A 17,300-nucleotide genomic window follows, 5' to 3' on the forward strand; every position below is an offset into this window, starting at 1 on the left:
GGAACGCGATCTGCCCGAAACACAAGCGCCCCTAAATCCTTTAAGCTTAAAAGAAAGACTAGGATGCGGCCCTGACCGGTGGCAGACTGGCGCCCGGTTCGCTGGACGAGTCCTCGGGAGCAACGATGCGCGATTGGGATGATGCTTACGCCAATTCGGCCCATATCCCGGGCTCGGACAAGATGCCGGTGCAATGGGCGGAGCGGGCGGCGGCTTACCGCGCCGGGCTGAAGGGGTTTCGTCCCGACATCGCCTACGGCTCCGGTGAGCGCCAGCGTTTTGACCTGATCCTGCCCGACGGCGACAGCAAGGGCCTCGTCGTGTTCGTGCACGGCGGCTACTGGATGCGCTTCGACAAGTCGACCTGGACGGATCTCGCCGAAGGTGCGCGGCACCATAGCTGGACGGTGGCGCTGCCGAGCTACACGCTGACACCGGCGGCGCGCATCTCCGACATCACCGCGGAGATGACCGCCGCGATCGCGAAAGCGGCGTCGCTCGTCGCGGGGCCGATCCGGCTCGCCGGCCATTCCGCCGGCGGCCATCTCGTCACGCGCATGCTCTGCGACGACAGCCGGCTCGAGCCCGCCGTCTTCAACCGCATCGCCGGTACGCTCTCGATCAGCGGCCTGCACGACCTGCGTCCGCTGCTGAAGACGAAGATGAACGAGACGCTGCGCATGACCATGGAGGAGGCGACGCTCGAAAGCGCGGCGCTGCATCTGCCACGCGGACATTCGCCTGTCACCGCCTGGGTCGGCGGCAGTGAGCGGCCCGAATTCATCCGCCAGTCCGACTTGTTCGCCAATGTCTGGACCGGCTTCGACGTGCCGACGCGCCTCGTCGTCGATCCCGGCCTGAACCATTTCACGGTGATTGACGCGCTCAAGGATCCGTCGTCGCCGATCACCGCGCGGCTGATCGGCCTCGACTGACGAGAGCAAGGATGATCGATCGAGAGGGCCCGTCATGACGTCCAGCGATTACGATCCCTCAGGCGACGGCGCCGAGACCGATTTTGCCCGGCGCATGTCCTATGGCGACTATCTGGCGCTGGATGCGATCCTCGGTGCACAGCATCCGCTCTCCGAAGCGCACGACGAGATGCTGTTCATCATCCAGCATCAGACCACCGAGCTGTGGATGCGGCTTGCCATCCACGAGCTCAGCGCCGCGCGCCGTGCGATCGCCAAGGACGAGGTGCAGCCCGCCATGAAGATGCTGGCGCGGATGTCGCGCATCTTCGAGCAGCTCAACAACGCCTGGGATGTGCTGCGCACCATGACGCCCAGTGAGTATACGCGCTTCCGCTCACAACTCGGCCAGTCCTCGGGCTTCCAGTCGCGGCAATACAGGCTGATCGAATTCCTGCTCGGCAACCGCAATCATGCCATGCTGAAGCCGCACGCGCATGATGCCGAGACGATGACGTTGCTCGAAGCCGAGCTCGCGACGCCGAGCCTTTATGACGAGGTGCTGCGGCTTGCCGATCGTCATGGGCTGAAAATGCCTGCGGCCGTTCTGGCGCGCGATGTTCGCGAGACCCACAGTTTTAGCGAGGGGGTGCTGCAGGCCTGGCGGATCGTCTACGAGGCGCCGGAGACGCACTGGATGCTGTACGAGCTCGCCGAGAAGCTGGTCGATTTCGAGGATTATTTCCGGCGCTGGCGTTTCAACCACGTCACGACGGTCGAGCGCGTCATAGGCTTCAAGCGCGGCACCGGAGGCACCGGCGGCGTGAGCTATCTCAAGCGCATGCTGGAGGTCGAGCTGTTTCCCGAGCTCTGGCGCGTCCGCACGATTTTGTAGAGAAGACCATGACCAGGCTTCGCGTGTACGACGACACCAAGGCGTTGTTTCATCTCCCTGACGGCGTGATCTATCTCGACGGCAATTCGCTCGGTGCGCTGCCGCTTGGCGTCGCCGAGCGCGTCAGCCGCGTGATCACCGCGGAGTGGGGCAACGAGCTGATCCGCGCCTGGAACACGGCCGGCTGGTATGCCCAGCCGCGCCACATCGGCGACCGCATCGCGCGGCTGATCGGCGCGGAAGCGGGCTCCGTGATGGTCGGCGACACGCTGTCGCTCAAGGTCTATCAGGCGCTCGCCGCTGCCCTCGACATGAATTCATCGCGCAAGGTCGTCCTGTCGGACACCGGCAATTTCCCGACCGATCTCTACATGGCCGAAGGCCTGATCGCGACGCTCGGGCGCGGCCATCAATTGCGCCTGGTGGCGCCGGAGGAGGTCGAGGCCGCGCTGTCGGAAGAGATTGCAGTGCTATACATCACCGAGGTCGACTACCGCACCGGCCGCCGTCACGACATGGCGAAGCTGACCGCAAAGGCCCATGCGCTCGGCATCGTCACGGTCTGGGATCTCGCGCATTCCGCCGGCGCGCTGCCGGTTGATCTCGCCGGATGCGGCGTCGATTTCGCTGCGGGATGTACCTACAAATACATCAACGCCGGCCCGGGCGCGCCGGCGTTTCTGTATGTCGCGCCGCGTCATGCCGACAACGCGCGCGCCGCGCTGTCTGGATGGATGGGCCACGCAAAGCCCTTCGCGTTCGAGCTTGGCTATGCAGCCGCCGGCGGCGTCGAGCGCATGCGGGTCGGCACGCCGCCAGTGCTGGCGATGGCGGCGCTGGAGGCTTCGCTCGATATCTGGGATCGGGTTGACATCAAGGAGGTCCGCGCCCGTTCGCTGGCGCTCGGCGATCTCCTGATCACGGAAGTCGAACGGCGTTGCCCGTCTCTGAAGCTCGTGACCCCGCGCGCGCACGAGCGCCGCGGCTCGCAAGTCTCGTTCGCCTTCGACGGTGGCTATGCCGCCATGCAGGCCGTGATCGCCCGCGGCCTCATCGGCGATTTCCGTGCGCCTGACATCATGCGGTTCGGCATCACGCCGCTTTATGTCGGCGAGAGCGAGATCATGCGGGCAGCCGAGATCATCGAGGCCGTGATCGCCGGTGAGGTGTGGCGGCGGCCGGAGTACCAAGTCGTCAATGCGGTGACGTGAGGGACGAAGTCTCTCCCGGCGTCATTGCGAGGAGCCCTTGCGACGAAGCAATCCTGATCTTCCCTCAAAAAAGTGGACAGGTTTCAAGCCGATTTTAGCTCCATCTCGACGGGGCTGATATAGCCGATGGCGGAGTGCCTTCGGTTGGTTGTAGAAGCCTTCGAGGTAGGTGAAGATGTCGCGCACGGCTTCATCGCGGGTTGCATACTGTCGGTGATGGACCAACTCGGTCTTGAGCGTGTGGAAGAAGCTTTCCATCGGGGCATTGTCGTAGCAATCGGCTCTGCGGCTCATCGAAGGCCGGAAGCCGGCGGCTCGCAGCGCGTGGCGGTACTCGGTTGAAGCATATTGGACGCCGCGATCGGAATGATGGATCAAGCCGGCGCCGGGCCTCTGCCCCTTGATCGCCATCCGTAATGCGGCAAGCGGCAGTTCGGCGCGCAGATGGTCGTCCATCGACCAGCCCACGATACGACGGCTGTAAAGATCCATGATGGCCGCCAGATACAACCATCCCTGGCCGGTCCAGACATAGGTGATGTCGGCGAGCCAGACCTGGTTGCGCATGGCGGCCGAGAAGTTCCGACCGAGCAGGTTCGGCGCAATCGGGAAGTCGTGCCCGCTGTCGGTGGTGCGGCATCGTCGCGGCCCGGCCGAGATGGCCCGAACGCCATGGTGGCGCATCTGCCGCTCGATCCGGCCACGGCTCGCACTATGGCCCTGGGCCTTGAGTTCAGCATGGATGCGCGGGCTGCCGTAGCGGCCATGGCAGTCACGATGAACCTGCTTGATATCCTCCAGCAGTTCTCGATTGGCCAGGGCCCGGGGGCTTTCCGGCCGCGACCGCCAGGCATAGTAGCCCGCGGCCGATACGCCGAGCACACGGCACATCATCCCGACCGGATAGTCTGCACTGCGATCTTCGATGAAGCGGAATCTCATGTCCGGGGTCCAGCAAAGATCGCGATCGACTTTTTTAAAATGTCGCGCTCCATGCGCAGCTGTTCGTTTTCCCGCTGCAACCGCGCAATCATGTCAGCCTGGTCCGCCGACGGCAGCGCCGCCTGCGACGTGGGCGCCGCGGCGCTGCCGCCGGCTGCCACCGTGCCTCGCTCCGCCACCCATCGGCTCAAAACGGAGCCGTCAAGCCCGAGCTCCTTCGAAACCGACTTCGCCGAACGGCCGCTCGACAAAACCAAATCAGCGGCCTGCCGCTTGTACTCGTCCGAATAGGTCCGTCGCTGCCGTTTCGTCATCTGACACCTCTCGCTGTCTAAGCTATAGGTGTCCACCGATTTAGGGGAGGCTCAATCCAGTATCCCTCCGCGGAGACAGCCTGGATTGCTTCGCTTCGCTCGCAATGACGGCGGAGAGATCAGCGGCCCCCACAGCGCCATCACAATCACATCCAGCCCATCCGTCAGCGCCGCCGGCCCCGGCTGCAAAATGATCGGCGACTTGATCTCGACAATGCGATCATCACGCACGGCCGGAATCGCGTTCCACCCGTCGCGCTGCTTGATGCGGGTGGGCACGACCTTCTTGCCGCACCATGACGCGAGGATCACGTCGGGCGCGGCGTTGCGCACCGCGTCCGCGGCGATGATGCGATCCTTCGCTGCTTGCCGATGGCGCAGGTCCGGAAACACATCCTCACCGCCGGCGATCTCGATCAGCTCGGACACCCAGCCGATGCCCGAGATCAAGGGATCGTCCCACTCCTCGAAATAGACTTTTGGCCGCGGCGAGGGGCGGGACGTCGCTGCGATCGCTGCGAGCCGCTGCTCAAGACCATGCGCGAGTTCCTCCGCACGCCCGGCCGCACCAACCAGCGCGCCCAACGTGCGGATCATCGCAAAAATGCCGGCGACGTCGCGCTGGTTGAAGACGTGAACGTCGATGCCGGCGCGGACGAGATCGGCGGCGATGGCGGCCTGCAGGTCGGAGAAGGCGAGCACCAGATCCGGTTCCAGCGCCAGGATTTTTGGGATGTCCGCAGAGACGAAGGCCGAGACCCGCGGCTTCTCACGCCGCACCTGCGGCGGGCGGACGGCGTAGCCGGAGACGCCGACGATGCGGTCCTGCTCGCCGAGCAGATAGAGCGTTTCGACCGTCTCTTCGGTCAGGCAGACGATGCGGCGGGGCGGGAAGTGACGCATGGGAGAAGCATATGCCCAAATGAGAGTGCCGATGTCACGGCAGCCATTACCTCGGACGTCATTGCTTTGCCGCGCGAAGCCATTCACGCTGCGACAACAAGGAATTGGGAGGAGATCTGATGACGCCGCTCGAGAAACTCAAAGCGATGAAGATGCCGTTCGCCGAGCTCAAGGGCGTCGAATTCGTCGAGGCCGAGAAGGATCGCGTGGTCGCGCGAATGACGGTGCGGCCCGATCTCTGCACGCTGCATCACACCATCCATGGCGGCGCGGTGATGGCGCTCGCCGATTCCGTTGGCGCGGCCGCAACCGTGATCAACCTGCCGGAGGACGCCAAGGGCACGACCACGCTGGAGAGCAAGACCAACTTCATCGGCGGCGCCAAGGAGGGAACCACGGTCATCGCCACCGCCACCCCGGTCCATCGGGGGCGCCGGACCCAAGTCTGGACCACGCGGCTGGAGACCGAGGACGGCAAGCTGGTCGCAATCGTGACGCAGACGCAGTTGGTCCTGTAAGACTACGGGCCTTGATTTTGTTAACGAATTAGTCGCCTCCGTTGCCTCAAACTTGAGCAGGTTCCCGTCTTGAAAAATTTGTTGCGACGCACAATATTGGAGGCCTAGGGATTCGAACGCCTCCTCGAGGGATACCAAGAGGAGTTTTGACGTGGTACTTGAAGACACCATCCGCCCCGCCCCGGGCTATGTGCGGACCCTGATCCAGCAGGAAGAATTGCCGCTGTTGCGCGATCATCTGCTGAGGCTCGATGCCGCAAGCCGGCATGACCGTTTCAACGGTTTTCTCGACGACAGCTTCATCGAGCGTTACGCCGCCCGCTGCGCCGAAGATGGCACCGTGATCGTCGCCTATATCGTCGATGGCATGGTCCGCGGCGCGGCCGAGCTGCATCCGCCGGAGGGCGATTCGTTGCCCGAAGTCGCCTTCAGCGTGGAAGCCTCCGCCCGCCGCCAGAACGTCGGCACCGTGCTGTTCAGCCGCCTGATCGCGGAAGCGCGCTGGAAGGGCTACAAGCGCCTGCGCATCACCACGGGCGCGGAGAATCACGCCATGCGGGCGCTCGCCAAGAAGTTCGGCGCGCATCTGCAGTTCCGCCATGGTGAATCCACCGGCACGATCGATCTTGGCAAGACGCCCGAGGCTGAGCTCGCCGATCTCGCCGCGGCGCCGTTCAAGGCCGGTCGCGCGATTCTCAACTTCAACTCGACCTGCTGGAAGCTGATCTCCAGCATGTACGGCAATCGCGCCGCCTGAGATCCAAAGACCTGGAAGTCAAAGGCCTGAATCAAAAAGCGGACCGGCAAGGCCGGTCCGCTTTTTATTGAGGCTGAGAAGGTAAAAGCTCAGGTGCCGGTGCGCTTGTCGTTACCGAAGCGGCGGACGACACGGCGTTCGACCACGACCGAGCGCTGCGCACCCTGTTCGCCGGCGATCACGCGGGTTGCGGTGATACGGCTGTTTGTGCGGGCCTGCTTCTTCACCTCGGCCTGAACGACGTCCAGCGGCATCCCCATCAGCGAGGCGGCGATCTCGGCCTGCTGCTCCTGATCGTCGGTAATGCCGACGGCGGCGAAGATCGCCTCGTCCAGGGTGGGCGGATCGTGGCGCACGCGCCGCGTGCCATATTTGGTATTCCAGTCTGCGCTCATAACGGCCTCGGTTTGATGCCGGGATACCTAGTGCGGTCCATGTTGCATTGCAATATGAATTTGGTGTGGCATCACAGCTATGCACTCAAAGCTTCTCAAGCTTGCTGGCGTCGTAAAGTTCGAGCGTGGTCGCCCCGGTGGCGAGCGAGCGCAGGGCCCGCACGAACTCGCCGGATGCAGGTACCGCAAAATGGGCCGCAAGCGCGGCGCGGTCGGCCCATTGCTCGAAGAACACCAGCCTGAGCGGGTTCTCGCAGTCGACATGCACCGCATGTGAGATGCAGCCGGGTTCCTGGCGCGAACGATGGACGTGTTCGAGGCTGAGGCGCCGTGCCTCCTCGAACGTCTCCGGCCGGACCGTCACACTCCCAGTCACCACGATCATGCCATTCCCCAAAGTGACTGCCGCTAGGGCAGGGATGCTTCGCGCGCGATGGTCTTGACCGGTGTCTGCGGCCAGCGCTTCAGCGCGGCGTGGCCGGCCTCGGTCAGCCGATAGATCCCGCGCTCGGCGCGTTCGAACCAGCCATAGACATTGTGCAGGAGAATCTTGCCCGCATCAGGACAGCGTTCGCGCAGCTCACGCACGGCCCGCGGACCGCCTGCAAGCTCGGATGCACAGGCCAGCGCCTGCTGGCGGTAGGCCGTCATGATCGGCGCGCGCATGCTGCCGCCGAGCACGGGATCGCCCTGGCGGCGCTGATGTTCGGCCACCAGCCGCGAGCGCGTCTTCGGTTCACGGCGGGGTGCTGCCGTCGGTGGCTTCACCAGCACCTCGACCTGGCCTTTGTCGGTCACGCCGAGCATACCGAAGCCGAGGCGACGGCACAGATTGCGATAGCGTGCGTCGCTCTCGCGGCCCTTGCCGCGGATCGACATCTTTGCCGCGATCCAGACCTCGTCGCCCGCCGGCGCGCGATCGACCGCCTGCAGGATCAGCTCGAGGTTGAATGCGAGCTTGAGCTCGCCGATCACCACTACCGGCGGATCGCCGGCGCTCAGGCCCACGAGATCGCAGCCGCCGATCTCGCCCTTCACGGAGAAGCCGAGCTCTTCGAGGAAGCGTTTGACGGGGAGATAGAGCGCGGTTTCCAAAGTGAGTTTCCGATCGTAGAATCAGTTGCAGCCAGTTTAGCCCGGATCGGGCTGCCGGCCATTTGCCCGGAGGCAGTCAAGCCAGCTATACCGCTTGCGCGGGGAACAGGCGGGCGCGCGCGAATATGACGATCAGGAACGGGCTCTATCACATCCGGATCGAGATGCTGGATGGCGTTCAGGGCGGCAATCAGGGCGTGATGGTGCTGCGTGACGGCACCATGCGCGGCGGCGATTCCTTTTTCTTTGCCCATGGCAGCTACACGTCCGCAGAAGGCAAGTGGAAAGGCGAGCTGACCAACGAGGAGCATTCGCCTTCGTTCGACGAGCGCCCGGTGTGGGGTCGCAAGGTCGTCACCATCGGCTTCAGCGGCACTTACACCGGCGAGACCGCCTATGGCGAAGGCATGGCGCTCGCCGGCAAGCAGAGCATCCGTTTCAAGGGCAATCTGCGGCTGCTGGTGCCGGATTGATCACACCCGTCCGCTCACCGGAATCAGCGCGCCGGTGACGCCGCTTGCGGCATCGCTGACGAGGAACAGGATCACCTCGGCAAGCTCCTGCGGTGTCACCCATTTGGCGAAGTCGGCTTTCGGCATGTCGGCGCGGTTGGCCTTGGTGTCGATGGTCGACGGCAGCACCGCGTTCACCGTGACCTTGCCCTTCCATTCGTTGGCGAGCGCCTCGGTGAGGCGGTGCACGCCCGCCTTCGATGCCGCGTAAGGACCCATGCCGGAGCCCGCCTGCAACGCGCCCATGGCGCCGATATTGACGATGCGGCCAGCCTTCGAAGCGGCAAGATGCGGCAGTGCCGCGTGCGAGGCGTTGAGGGCCGTCAGCACGTTCAGCGCATGCATGCGGTGCCACGTCTTGATGTTGCCGTCGCCGACGGTCTCGAAGGCAAAGCCGCCGGCGATGTTGACCAGGGCGTCCAGCCTGCCGAAATGCTTTGCGGCACCCTCGATCGCCGTCGTAGCCTGTGCCGCGTCGGACAGATCGACGCCGCCGATCTCGATGCGCTCGGCCGTCGCCGGCAGTTGGGAGGGCGCGTGATCGATGCCGGCAACCCGCGCGCCGCGAGACTGCGCGATGTCGGCGACCACCTTGCCAAGCGCGCCGAGCGCGCCGGTCACGACAATGATTTTTCCCTGCATGTTACTCTCCGTCGTCTCAATTCGCACCGACTATTGCGTGAGGCGAATTGGACTTGCAATGGCGGCAGCATCAAGACTGGGCTATAGATGCAACTTTAGATCGTTGAGGAGATTGTTTCATGCCCGACAATTTGCCGACCATCGAATTTCCAGCTGCGATCGTCGACTTGAAATACCCCCTGATGCGCCTTCGGCAGGCGCTGGAGGGAAGGGGCGTGGTGCGGATCGTGGCGATGGGGTCGTCCTCGACGGCCGGGCGAGCCGACGTCGTTCCCTATCCCTACAGGCTCGAAATGTATCTGCGGCAGCACTACAAGGACGAAGATCCGCACCCGAACATCCGGATCGATGTCCTCAATCGGGGCAAGGGCAATGAGGAAGCCGACGACGAACTCAAGCGTTTCGAGACGGACATCTTTCAGGATGATCCCACGCTGGTGATATGGCAGGTTGGGACCAACGCGGTCTTTCACAATGATCGATACAACGTCGATGTGGTCGCCGAGAATATCAGGAAGGGGCTGGCGCAACTGCGCGCCCGCGGTTTCGAGGTTCTGCTGATCGATCCGCAATACACGACAAAGATGCTCTGGGATGACCGCGCCGAACTCTCGGACAAGATGGTTCGGTTGATCCGCAATGCCGCGGAGGAGGCTCAGGTTAGTCTGTTTCAGCGCTGGGCGCTGATGCGGCATTGGCACGTGCAGAATAAGGTGTCGTTCGAGCAATTGGTGGATCCGACCGATGGGGACCTGCTGCACCAGAGCGACTGGAGCACCATGCAGGTCTCGCTTGCCCTCAAGAACGCCATCATCAAGGCTGCAACTCCCGGAGCGTGAGACGCCCGGCGTCGCTCACGCCTGAAGATAGCGCTCCTTCAACGCGGTCCGCTCGGCTGCGCCGAGCTTGAGGCCGTCGCGCAAATAGGTTTCAACATCGCCATAGTCGCGGCCGACGGCATCGAAGGCTGCGTCGAGATAGGATGCGTTGACCGAGCCGATGGCGTCGAGGACGTCAGCGGGCAGATCGGAGACGCTCGACACGTCGCGCTTGTAGTGGCGATTGGTCAGCAGATAATCCTCTGCAATAACAGCCTCGGGCACGCCGAGCGCATGCAGGATCAGCGCGCTGGCAAAGCCGGTGCGGTCCTTGCCGGCGGTGCAGTGGATCACGAGCGGGGCGCGGTCCTCCAGGAGATGGCCGAACAGCATGCGGAAGCTGTGCGTGTTGTGGCGGACATAGTTGCGATAGGACTCGCGCATCAGCTCGAGCGCGACCGGCGCAGTCAGCACACCCCTGGCGAGCTCGGCGCGCAGTGAGGCCACCACCGTCGGCTCGATCGGCAGCGAATGCACGGTGATCTCGTTGACGACGCAGACGCCGGCCGCGCGCTCCTCGACGCCGCGGAAGTCGAACGCGCTTCTGACGCCGAGTGCTCGGACGATCGCGATGTCCTCAACGGTGAGCTGGCCGAGATGGTTGGAGCGAAAGATGTGGCGCCAGCGCGTGGTGCGGCCGTCGCTTGCGGCGTAACCGCCGAGGTCGCGAAAATTGCTGGCGCCTTGCAGAGCGAGGTGACGGGCAGGGGAGTCTGACATCGGAGCTGCTTTTGTTGTGTTGCCGACGGACCATTACAGGGGGCGATCATGGGCTGGCACAAGGCCATTCTTTTCGGGATCACCATGCTGGCGGCTGGAATTTCCGGGGCGCGGCAGGCCGACGCGCAGACGTTCCGGAACTACCGCTGCGCCGATGGTACGCAGTTCATTGTTGCGTTTTATGACGGCGACAAGCGCGCGTTTCTCCAGATCGATGGCGAGCCGGCGACACTTGCCAAGCGGTTGGCCATTTCGGGCGCGCGCTATTCGGGGGCGGGGGTCACGCTGAGAATCGGCAAGACCGGGGCCACCACGGTCAAGCATCTGAAGCGGCCGGTGACGGCCTGCACGGTGATCTGACGACGCTGATCAGGTCCGGAATCAAAAAGGGTCGAAACCTCGTTGTTTCGACCCTTTTTCAAACTTCCGACGAGCGCTTGAGAGTGCGCGGCGGTATCAAACCTGGCATAGGCATCAGCGTTCCCATTTGGGCTTTGCTTCGTCGACCGCGTCCTGGTGGTACCAGCTGTCGCTGCAGATCGAGACGTTCGCGGGAAGCGAAGCGTGATCGGCGGGAAAGCCGGTGTCGCCATAGCGGCGCCCGGCGAGAGCCGCGCGGCCCCCGACAGGGAATTGGTAGATCGTCGCAGATCCGTGACTCAGACCATTGTTCATCATTTCGATTTGCTCCTGGGTCGAAGCGCCTTGGCCTCCATGGTGCGCTCGACTCGTTCGATTGTGGTTACTGGAGTCCCCATATCGGCCTCGCACTCCCAAATGCAAAGTGCTGAAAAGGAAATCAGTTTCCGCCCAATTTGTGAGCAGTCGACCTTCTGCACCCCCTAAGGCACCGTGTTGGTGACTAACGCATGGGCCATTCCAAAGGTTGCTAGGCAGGGGTCGGGGGCTTTGCGAAAGTTGCCGGGCGTTGATGCGCGTTTCATCGGCAACTTGCAGCAGGGGTCTGCCTGCTCCAGAATCGGGCGTTTTCCGCGGAATTTTTGCAGTGCAGCTTCACGCGAAGGTGCGCTTCTATGACGCACGTTGCTGTGGACGTTTTTCGGCTGGCGAGCCGGTTCTGGCCGCGGTGGAAAACCTCCCGCGCTGCGGCCTTTTGGCACGTTAAATGCTTGTAAAGGGTCGGCCGATCTTGGCCGGGTAAACAATCGTGCGGGGACCAGCCGTCCCCACCTTTCGCATCATCTACAGAGAGGCTCAATGACCAAGTATAAGCTCGAGTACATCTGGCTCGACGGATATACGCCGACTCCGAACTTGCGCGGCAAAACTCAGATCAAGGAATTCGCGTCGTTCCCGACGCTCGAGCAGCTTCCGCTCTGGGGCTTCGATGGCTCCTCCACCCAGCAGGCCGAAGGCCACAGCTCGGATTGCGTGCTGAAGCCGGTCGCGGTGTTCCCGGACGGCGCCCGCACCAACGGCGTGCTGGTGATGTGCGAAGTCATGATGCCCGATGGCAAGACGCCGCACTCGACCAACAAGCGCGCCACGATCCTCGACGATGCCGGCGCCTGGTTCGGCTTCGAGCAGGAATACTTTTTCTACAAGGACGGGCGTCCGCTCGGCTTCCCGGCCTCCGGTTATCCGGCGCCGCAGGGCCCGTACTACACCGGCGTCGGCTACTCGAACGTCGGCGACATCGCCCGCAAGATGGTCGAAGAGCATCTCGATCTCTGCCTCGCGGCCGGCATCAACCACGAAGGCATCAACGCGGAAGTCGCGAAGGGCCAGTGGGAATTCCAGATCTTCGGCAAGGGCTCCAAGAAGGCCGCTGACGAAATGTGGATGGCCCGCTACCTGATGCTGCGCCTGACCGAGAAGTACGGCGTCGACATCGAGTTCCACTGCAAGCCGCTCGGCGACACCGACTGGAACGGCTCGGGCATGCACGCCAACTTCTCGACCGAGTACATGCGGTCGATCGGCGGCAAGGAGTATTTCGAGGCGCTGATGGCAGCCTTCGACAAGAACCTGATGGACCACATCGCCGTCTACGGCCCGGACAACGATAAGCGCCTGACCGGCAAGCACGAGACCGCGCCGTGGAACAAGTTCAGCTACGGCATTGCCGATCGTGGCGCGTCGATCCGCGTTCCGCACTCCTTCGTCAACAACGGTTACAAGGGCTATCTGGAAGACCGCCGTCCGAACTCGCAGGGCGACCCATACCAGATCGCTTCGCAGATCCTGAAGACGATCGCGTCCGTCCCGGCTGACAAGAAGGCCGCGGCTTAAAGATCCTCCCGGCCCGGGCTGGGGGGCTGGCCCGGGTTGGCTTTCAAATCCGCCGGAGCTCAAAAGGCTCCGGCGGATTTTTGCATTCCGATGACAGTGCTTGCCGATGACAGCGCTCGTTGTGGGTCTGGCGGCCATGCCGGCCTGGAGCCTGTCCATGTCAGCCCAAAGCGGGATAGAGTGGGCGCAGCATGCGCGCGGGGCCGGGGACACGGCTGGTGTTTGAAGGCTTCTACAAAGTGAGATTTCAGCTCGGCGACAGCGTCGGCCGGAGCGTGATGCATGCCGGCAACGGCAAGATGCTCGGCGGCAATTCGGCGTTCGCCCATATCGGCACCTACGAGAAGAGCGCGGACGGTATCGACATCGTCATCAAGACGGTCCGCCACAATCCCGATCCGAACTACCGCGCCATGGCCGGCACCGATGATGCGACGCTGATCGCGAAGGGTTTTGCCGACGGCGATCTCTATCGCTTCAAGGGCGAGCTCAAGGAATTGCCCGGCGTTCCCTTCCAGTCGTTGATGACGCCGATCACGGAGGACGAGGTGCCGATCGCCGGCGGCGTCGGCGAGGCCGGGATCACCGATGGCCTCTATTCGATCCATCTGCGCATGCTCGACGGCGTCGATGGCGGGCTCACCGGCGTGATGCTGCTCAACCGGGGCCGTATCCTCGGCGGCGATGCCTCGTTCTATTACCTCGGCAGCTACACCGCCGCCAACGGCCGCTGGAAGGGGCAGATCCTCAACCAGGAGCACACGCCCGCCAAGGACGATCCGATCTTCGGCGGCCACGAGGTCGGCATCGGCTTCTCCGGCAGCTATGACGGCGATGCGGCGGTGCTGGAAGCAACCGCGCTGGCCGGCAAGCGCAGCCTGCGCCTGACCGCGGCGCTCAAGTTGATGCATCGCGCCTGATCGTCACAGGAAATCGCCCATGGAAAAAGTTCGCATGCTCTCGACGCTCGGCCTGATGGGCGCGATGCGCAGCCTGTCCTCCGCATTCGAGGCGGCGAGCGGCATTCGCGTCGATGCCGACTTCGCGCCGACGCTCGCGCTGCTCAAGCGCTTGCGTGCCGGCGAGGCCGCCGATCTCGTGATCCTCACGCGCGAAGGGCTCGACGAGGTGATCGGCGAGGGCCGCGTCATCGCGGGCAGCGCAGCCGACCTCGCGCGCTCCTATGTCGGCCTCGCCGTGCGGAAAGGCGCAGCCCATCCCGACATCGCCAACGAGACCGCGCTGCGCAAGACACTGCTCGCGGCGCGATCCGTTGCCTATTCGCGGCTCGGCGCAAGCGGCGTGTACTTCGCCCAGCTGATCGTGCGGATGGGCATCGCCGCCGAGATCAACGCCAAGGCGACCATCGTCGAGCAGGGCTTTACGGCCGAGCGGCTCGTCAGTGGCGAGGCGGACTTGGCCGTGCAGCAGATCAGCGAGCTGAAGCAGGTCGAGGGCATCGCGGTGATCGGCCCGGTCCCGCATGATTTGCAGACGCCGGCCATGTTCTCGGCCGGCCGCATGGTCAACGCGAAACAGGCCGAAGGCGCCGAGGCGTTGCTGCGCTATCTGGCATCGCCGGAGGTCGTGCCCGTGCTGCGGCAATCCGGACTCGAGCCTTGAAATCGCAGGCCAACGGACGCAACGTGATGGCCATGCGGACCTGTCTCCTTGCCATCCTCGTTGCGCTTGCCGCGCCGGCCGCCGCGCATGCGCAATCGGCCGACCTCGTCCTGTGCGACCGTGTCGCCGCCGATCCCAGCGATCCCGACAAGCCGGCCGACGTGAAGGGCGTGCCCGAGATCGCCGCCTCCGACGTCGCGACCGCGATCAAATTCTGCAAGCAGGCAGCAAGCTCGTCGCGCCGTGCGATGTTCGCGCTCGGCCGTGCCTATGCGGCCAACCGGCAGACGGTCGAGGCGATCGCCGCCTGGCGCAAGGCGGCGGACAAAGGCTCCAGTGCTGCGATGGTCGAGCTCGGCGTCGCCTACGGCAACGGCTCCGGTGTGGCCAGGGACGAGGCGCAGGCGCGAAAGCTGTTCGAGAAGGCGGCTCAAGCCGGCAATCCCCGCGGCGTCTCCAACCTCGCGGCGCTCGGCAACGCCGGCGGTGGCGCGCCCGCCGATCCCGCGCAGGCGCGCACGCTGCTCGGCAAGGCCGCCGAGACCAACGCGGAGGCGCAGTACCAGCTCGGCCTGATGCTTGCCAACGGCGATGGCGGCGAGAAGGACGACGTCGCGGCGCGCGCGCTGTTCGAGAAGGCCGCGGCGCAAAACCATCCCGGCGCGCTGGAGCGGATGGGCGCCTTCGCACAGGAAGGCCGCGGCGGTCCGAAGGACAAGGACTCCGCAAAGGCCTATTACGAGCGCGCCGCCGCGCTCGGCGACGAGGACGCCAAGAAGGCGCTGGAGCGGCTGCGCTGTCCCTATGCGATCAAGGACAAGCAGGGCAAGCTCGTCACCACGCTGTGCTTTTAGCAAACGATCCAGCTCACTTCATGCAGCAGGCGAAAGGAACTTGCCCGGGCAGGGGCCGTTGACATCGCAGCAAGCAGGAGGCGCAACCATGATCCGCAAGCTCGCATCCGGCGAATACCGGCTCTATTCGCGCAAGTTGAATCCGAAGACCGGCAAGCGACGCAACCTCGGCACGTTCAAGAGCCGCGCCGCGGCGGAGAAGCACGAGCGCGACGTGCAATATTTCAAGCGTCACTGACGCCTGGGATTGCCGCGCGGGAAGCCGGCCAAACCAAAACGTCGAAAACAACCCCATGCACAGTAGCCAAGGCTTTGAAATTGCGACGTGCGCCCCATCGAAACCGTTGACTACGGATTTTACGAAATTAACTTGACCCGTCGGGCAAAACAGGTGCATGCTGGCATCATGGCAACGATCGGCTTCGCGAGCGGCCCTGCGCGGATAAGCCGGATGGCATCGCTGCGGCGACGGTGCTAGGTACCCCGCGATTCTTTTTGATGTTGCGGGTTCATGACTTTGCTCGACGGGCTCTACAAGGTTGAACACGGCATCAACGGCGCCTTCGGCCACAGCGTCATGTGCCTGCACGATGGCAAGATGCTGGGTGGCAATTCCGCCTTCGCGCATCTTGGCAGCTACGACGTCAAGGACGGCGTGATCGAAGCTGAGATCATCACCGAGCGCCACAATGAGGATCCCAATTTCAAGCCGTTGATGGGCGCCGACGTCACAGGGATCAAGGTGCGCGGCCGGACGGCGGGATCGACGATCGTGCTGGAGGGCAAGGCGGACGCGATGCCGACGACGACGGGCGTAGGGGCCGAACTCACAAAATTCGTCGCGCCCGCTTTTCTGTCAGCAGTCGACGTTGCAGCCGATACGCCTGCGTTTCAGCTTTAGGCCACAAGCGTCAGCTCGCCCCGCGAAAGGATTCGTTTACCAGCGTCCCGATGTCGTTCCGTAAGCGAGCCCGCAATGGTCGCGAGGCACGATCAATGCTGCTACCCTTGGTAGATGAAACTGTCGCTCGTGCTCGGGACGTTCAGCGTCTTTGGAACTGCGGTCCTTATGCCGCCCCTTGTCGCTCATCGCATATCAGCCAAGGACGGCTCCATTCACGCTCCTTCTTGCGCAGACGGCAGGTACACGTGAACGACAGTTCCAACCCGGCGGCCTTCGGCGCCCGTCAGCTTCGCCTCTGGCTGGCGACCCTTTCGCCCGGCGACCTCTCCGTCAATGAAGCCGCGGCGGCCCGCCCCGGAAGCACTGTGGCGACGGGGGTGAGGAGTGCCAATGATGCATTGTGGTCGCAGATGGAGCGTGTAGGCTGGACACAACGGATCACGGACGAGCTGCTGTCTATACCGGGCGTGACAAGTGCTTACGTGCTCACCGAGGCTGGCGCTCGTGCCGTGACGACGGAGCTCGCTGCGATTGCCACTGTGATAGGCCAGATGGTCGGGAAGATCGAAGGCCGCGACCCGCACACTGCGCCGGAGCGCGTGAGACGATTGTGCGACATCGTCGGCGCACTGTTCCTACGAACAACCTGCCAATCGACTCTTGCTAGGGAAGCAAAGCCGGCGGGCGAAGACGCTCAAGCCCGGCAACGCGAATACCTCCTCGCGCTGGATGAGATATTGACGGGCGTGTCAACAGCCGGGATCTTCATTACCGACGCCATTGCCCATGGGCCTGACAGCGATGTTGGACTGGACCTGTTGGAGCGAAGTACCGCAGGACTGCATTACGCCGACCAGTGTCTCACCGATTGGGCAGCGAAGATGCGCACTGAGCAATACGGCAACCTGCCGTCCTGAGTTGGATGGATCGACAACAACATTGCTACTCAGTAGAGGGCGCGGTCATGCTC

Annotated in this window: 22 protein-coding genes and 1 pseudogene; 15 read left to right on the plus strand and 8 right to left on the minus strand. The window is 63.7% G+C overall.

Translation table 11 applies throughout. The features are described from left to right. Positions 1 to 125: 125 nt before the first annotated feature. The 3 genes from V1280_RS03875 to kynU are packed head-to-tail and all read left to right on the plus strand — an operon-like array spanning position 126 to position 3,020. The gene (locus V1280_RS03875; protein ID WP_334519219.1) at positions 126 to 935 is read left to right on the plus strand and encodes an alpha/beta hydrolase; all 810 of its coding nucleotides are present in this window, start codon (positions 126 to 128) and stop codon (positions 933 to 935) included. A gap of 34 nt (positions 936 to 969) precedes the next feature. After that, positions 970 to 1,809, plus strand: coding sequence for a tryptophan 2,3-dioxygenase (kynA, locus tag V1280_RS03880; protein WP_334519222.1), 840 nt, complete (start codon positions 970 to 972; stop codon positions 1,807 to 1,809). An 8-nt stretch (positions 1,810 to 1,817) separates the two neighbouring features. After that, the gene (gene kynU / locus V1280_RS03885; protein WP_334519225.1) at positions 1,818 to 3,020 is read left to right on the plus strand and encodes a kynureninase; all 1,203 of its coding nucleotides are present in this window, start codon (positions 1,818 to 1,820) and stop codon (positions 3,018 to 3,020) included. Between the two features lie 83 nt (positions 3,021 to 3,103). Here the strand turns inward: kynU and V1280_RS03890 are convergent. Continuing rightward, positions 3,104 to 4,276: pseudogene (locus V1280_RS03890) on the minus strand (IS3 family transposase). 51 nt (positions 4,277 to 4,327) lie between these two features. Then, positions 4,328 to 5,179: a cobalamin-binding protein gene (locus V1280_RS03895; RefSeq protein WP_334519228.1), complete on the minus strand. Its 852-nt coding sequence runs from the start codon at positions 5,177 to 5,179 to the stop codon at positions 4,328 to 4,330. 119 nt (positions 5,180 to 5,298) lie between these two features. On the opposite strand from V1280_RS03895, the gene V1280_RS03900 reads away from it, so the two are divergent. Beyond that, positions 5,299 to 5,697: a PaaI family thioesterase gene (locus V1280_RS03900; protein ID WP_283079582.1), complete on the plus strand. Its 399-nt coding sequence runs from the start codon at positions 5,299 to 5,301 to the stop codon at positions 5,695 to 5,697. 151 nt (positions 5,698 to 5,848) lie between these two features. Continuing rightward, the gene (locus tag V1280_RS03905; RefSeq protein WP_334519234.1) at positions 5,849 to 6,454 is read left to right on the plus strand and encodes a GNAT family N-acetyltransferase; all 606 of its coding nucleotides are present in this window, start codon (positions 5,849 to 5,851) and stop codon (positions 6,452 to 6,454) included. An 89-nt stretch (positions 6,455 to 6,543) separates the two neighbouring features. Here V1280_RS03905 and V1280_RS03910 read toward each other — a convergent pair whose 3' ends face one another. The 3 genes from V1280_RS03910 to V1280_RS03920 all read right to left on the minus strand — a co-directional run bounded on the left by V1280_RS03910 (position 6,544) and on the right by V1280_RS03920 (position 7,944). After that, positions 6,544 to 6,849, minus strand: coding sequence for a hypothetical protein (locus V1280_RS03910; RefSeq protein ID WP_148779049.1), 306 nt, complete (start codon positions 6,847 to 6,849; stop codon positions 6,544 to 6,546). An 85-nt stretch (positions 6,850 to 6,934) separates the two neighbouring features. Then, complete coding sequence (locus tag V1280_RS03915) at positions 6,935 to 7,234, minus strand: putative quinol monooxygenase (protein ID WP_334519242.1); 300 nt, start codon at positions 7,232 to 7,234, stop codon at positions 6,935 to 6,937. 23 nt (positions 7,235 to 7,257) lie between these two features. Next, positions 7,258 to 7,944 carry a DUF2161 domain-containing phosphodiesterase gene (locus V1280_RS03920; RefSeq protein ID WP_334519245.1) on the minus strand — a complete coding sequence of 229 codons (687 nt, stop codon included), beginning with the start codon at positions 7,942 to 7,944 and terminating at the stop codon, positions 7,258 to 7,260. A gap of 125 nt (positions 7,945 to 8,069) precedes the next feature. Here V1280_RS03920 and V1280_RS03925 point away from each other — a divergent pair, with 125 nt between their 5' ends. After that, entirely contained in the window at positions 8,070 to 8,417 is a 348-nt protein-coding gene (locus V1280_RS03925; RefSeq protein WP_334519248.1) for a GrlR family regulatory protein, read from the plus strand. Here the strand turns inward: V1280_RS03925 and V1280_RS03930 are convergent, their stop codons facing one another. Then, positions 8,418 to 9,098 (minus strand): SDR family oxidoreductase, encoded by a 681-nt coding sequence (locus V1280_RS03930; RefSeq protein ID WP_334519251.1) that lies wholly within the window; start codon positions 9,096 to 9,098, stop codon positions 8,418 to 8,420. A 119-nt stretch (positions 9,099 to 9,217) separates the two neighbouring features. Between V1280_RS03930 and V1280_RS03935 the strand changes: the two genes are divergently transcribed. After that, positions 9,218 to 9,937 (plus strand): SGNH/GDSL hydrolase family protein, encoded by a 720-nt coding sequence (locus V1280_RS03935; protein WP_334519254.1) that lies wholly within the window; start codon positions 9,218 to 9,220, stop codon positions 9,935 to 9,937. 15 nt (positions 9,938 to 9,952) lie between these two features. On the opposite strand, the gene V1280_RS03940 is transcribed toward V1280_RS03935, so the two are convergent. Beyond that, entirely contained in the window at positions 9,953 to 10,696 is a 744-nt protein-coding gene (locus V1280_RS03940; RefSeq protein ID WP_334519257.1) for a tyrosine-protein phosphatase, read from the minus strand. 48 nt (positions 10,697 to 10,744) lie between these two features. Between V1280_RS03940 and V1280_RS03945 the strand changes: the two genes are divergently transcribed. Next, positions 10,745 to 11,056 carry an MliC family protein gene (locus V1280_RS03945; RefSeq protein WP_334519260.1) on the plus strand — a complete coding sequence of 104 codons (312 nt, stop codon included), beginning with the start codon at positions 10,745 to 10,747 and terminating at the stop codon, positions 11,054 to 11,056. Between the two features lie 114 nt (positions 11,057 to 11,170). On the opposite strand, the gene V1280_RS03950 is transcribed toward V1280_RS03945, so the two are convergent. Beyond that, positions 11,171 to 11,374, minus strand: a complete 204-nt coding sequence (locus V1280_RS03950) for a DUF2735 domain-containing protein (RefSeq protein WP_334519263.1) — start codon at positions 11,372 to 11,374, stop codon at positions 11,171 to 11,173. 540 nt (positions 11,375 to 11,914) lie between these two features. Here V1280_RS03950 and V1280_RS03955 point away from each other — a divergent pair. The 7 genes from V1280_RS03955 to V1280_RS03985 all read left to right on the plus strand — a co-directional run bounded on the left by V1280_RS03955 (position 11,915) and on the right by V1280_RS03985 (position 17,247). After that, entirely contained in the window at positions 11,915 to 12,949 is a 1,035-nt protein-coding gene (locus tag V1280_RS03955) for a glutamine synthetase beta-grasp domain-containing protein (protein ID WP_148779040.1), read from the plus strand. Between the two features lie 218 nt (positions 12,950 to 13,167). Beyond that, positions 13,168 to 13,869, plus strand: a complete 702-nt coding sequence (locus V1280_RS03960; protein ID WP_334538166.1) for a GrlR family regulatory protein — start codon at positions 13,168 to 13,170, stop codon at positions 13,867 to 13,869. A gap of 19 nt (positions 13,870 to 13,888) precedes the next feature. After that, positions 13,889 to 14,572 (plus strand): substrate-binding domain-containing protein, encoded by a 684-nt coding sequence (locus tag V1280_RS03965; RefSeq protein WP_334519268.1) that lies wholly within the window; start codon positions 13,889 to 13,891, stop codon positions 14,570 to 14,572. Between the two features lie 32 nt (positions 14,573 to 14,604). Next, positions 14,605 to 15,426, plus strand: a complete 822-nt coding sequence (locus V1280_RS03970; protein ID WP_334538168.1) for a tetratricopeptide repeat protein — start codon at positions 14,605 to 14,607, stop codon at positions 15,424 to 15,426. Positions 15,427 to 15,514: 88 nt separating this feature from the next. Then, positions 15,515 to 15,664 (plus strand): hypothetical protein, encoded by a 150-nt coding sequence (locus V1280_RS03975; RefSeq protein WP_334519271.1) that lies wholly within the window; start codon positions 15,515 to 15,517, stop codon positions 15,662 to 15,664. 273 nt (positions 15,665 to 15,937) lie between these two features. Beyond that, positions 15,938 to 16,327: a hypothetical protein gene (locus V1280_RS03980; protein ID WP_334519274.1), complete on the plus strand. Its 390-nt coding sequence runs from the start codon at positions 15,938 to 15,940 to the stop codon at positions 16,325 to 16,327. Between the two features lie 248 nt (positions 16,328 to 16,575). Continuing rightward, positions 16,576 to 17,247: a hypothetical protein gene (locus V1280_RS03985; protein ID WP_334519277.1), complete on the plus strand. Its 672-nt coding sequence runs from the start codon at positions 16,576 to 16,578 to the stop codon at positions 17,245 to 17,247. Positions 17,248 to 17,300: the final 53 nt, after the last annotated feature.

This window comes from Bradyrhizobium sp. AZCC 2230, assembly GCF_036924495.1.
Taxonomy (GTDB): domain Bacteria; phylum Pseudomonadota; class Alphaproteobacteria; order Rhizobiales; family Xanthobacteraceae; genus Bradyrhizobium; species Bradyrhizobium rifense.

Excerpts from the sequence above, each read along its gene's own strand:
- V1280_RS03945 (WP_334519260.1), top strand. The coding sequence starts at position 10,745 with ATGGGCTGGCACAAGGCCATTCTTTTCGGGATCACCATGCTGGCGGCT.
- V1280_RS03910 (WP_148779049.1), bottom strand. The coding sequence starts at position 6,849 with ATGAGCGCAGACTGGAATACCAAATATGGCACGCGGCGCGTGCGCCAC.
- V1280_RS03925 (WP_334519248.1), top strand. The coding sequence starts at position 8,070 with ATGACGATCAGGAACGGGCTCTATCACATCCGGATCGAGATGCTGGAT.
- V1280_RS03895 (WP_334519228.1), bottom strand. The coding sequence starts at position 5,179 with ATGCGTCACTTCCCGCCCCGCCGCATCGTCTGCCTGACCGAAGAGACG.
- V1280_RS03970 (WP_334538168.1), top strand. The coding sequence starts at position 14,605 with ATGCGGACCTGTCTCCTTGCCATCCTCGTTGCGCTTGCCGCGCCGGCC.
- kynA (WP_334519222.1), top strand. The coding sequence starts at position 970 with ATGACGTCCAGCGATTACGATCCCTCAGGCGACGGCGCCGAGACCGAT.
- V1280_RS03975 (WP_334519271.1), top strand. The coding sequence starts at position 15,515 with ATGATCCGCAAGCTCGCATCCGGCGAATACCGGCTCTATTCGCGCAAG.
- V1280_RS03875 (WP_334519219.1), top strand. The coding sequence starts at position 126 with ATGCGCGATTGGGATGATGCTTACGCCAATTCGGCCCATATCCCGGGC.
- V1280_RS03915 (WP_334519242.1), bottom strand. The coding sequence starts at position 7,234 with ATGATCGTGGTGACTGGGAGTGTGACGGTCCGGCCGGAGACGTTCGAG.
- V1280_RS03965 (WP_334519268.1), top strand. The coding sequence starts at position 13,889 with ATGGAAAAAGTTCGCATGCTCTCGACGCTCGGCCTGATGGGCGCGATG.
- V1280_RS03930 (WP_334519251.1), bottom strand. The coding sequence starts at position 9,098 with ATGCAGGGAAAAATCATTGTCGTGACCGGCGCGCTCGGCGCGCTTGGC.
- V1280_RS03900 (WP_283079582.1), top strand. The coding sequence starts at position 5,299 with ATGACGCCGCTCGAGAAACTCAAAGCGATGAAGATGCCGTTCGCCGAG.
- V1280_RS03940 (WP_334519257.1), bottom strand. The coding sequence starts at position 10,696 with ATGTCAGACTCCCCTGCCCGTCACCTCGCTCTGCAAGGCGCCAGCAAT.
- V1280_RS03935 (WP_334519254.1), top strand. The coding sequence starts at position 9,218 with ATGCCCGACAATTTGCCGACCATCGAATTTCCAGCTGCGATCGTCGAC.
- kynU (WP_334519225.1), top strand. The coding sequence starts at position 1,818 with ATGACCAGGCTTCGCGTGTACGACGACACCAAGGCGTTGTTTCATCTC.
- V1280_RS03955 (WP_148779040.1), top strand. The coding sequence starts at position 11,915 with ATGACCAAGTATAAGCTCGAGTACATCTGGCTCGACGGATATACGCCG.
- V1280_RS03950 (WP_334519263.1), bottom strand. The coding sequence starts at position 11,374 with ATGATGAACAATGGTCTGAGTCACGGATCTGCGACGATCTACCAATTC.
- V1280_RS03980 (WP_334519274.1), top strand. The coding sequence starts at position 15,938 with ATGACTTTGCTCGACGGGCTCTACAAGGTTGAACACGGCATCAACGGC.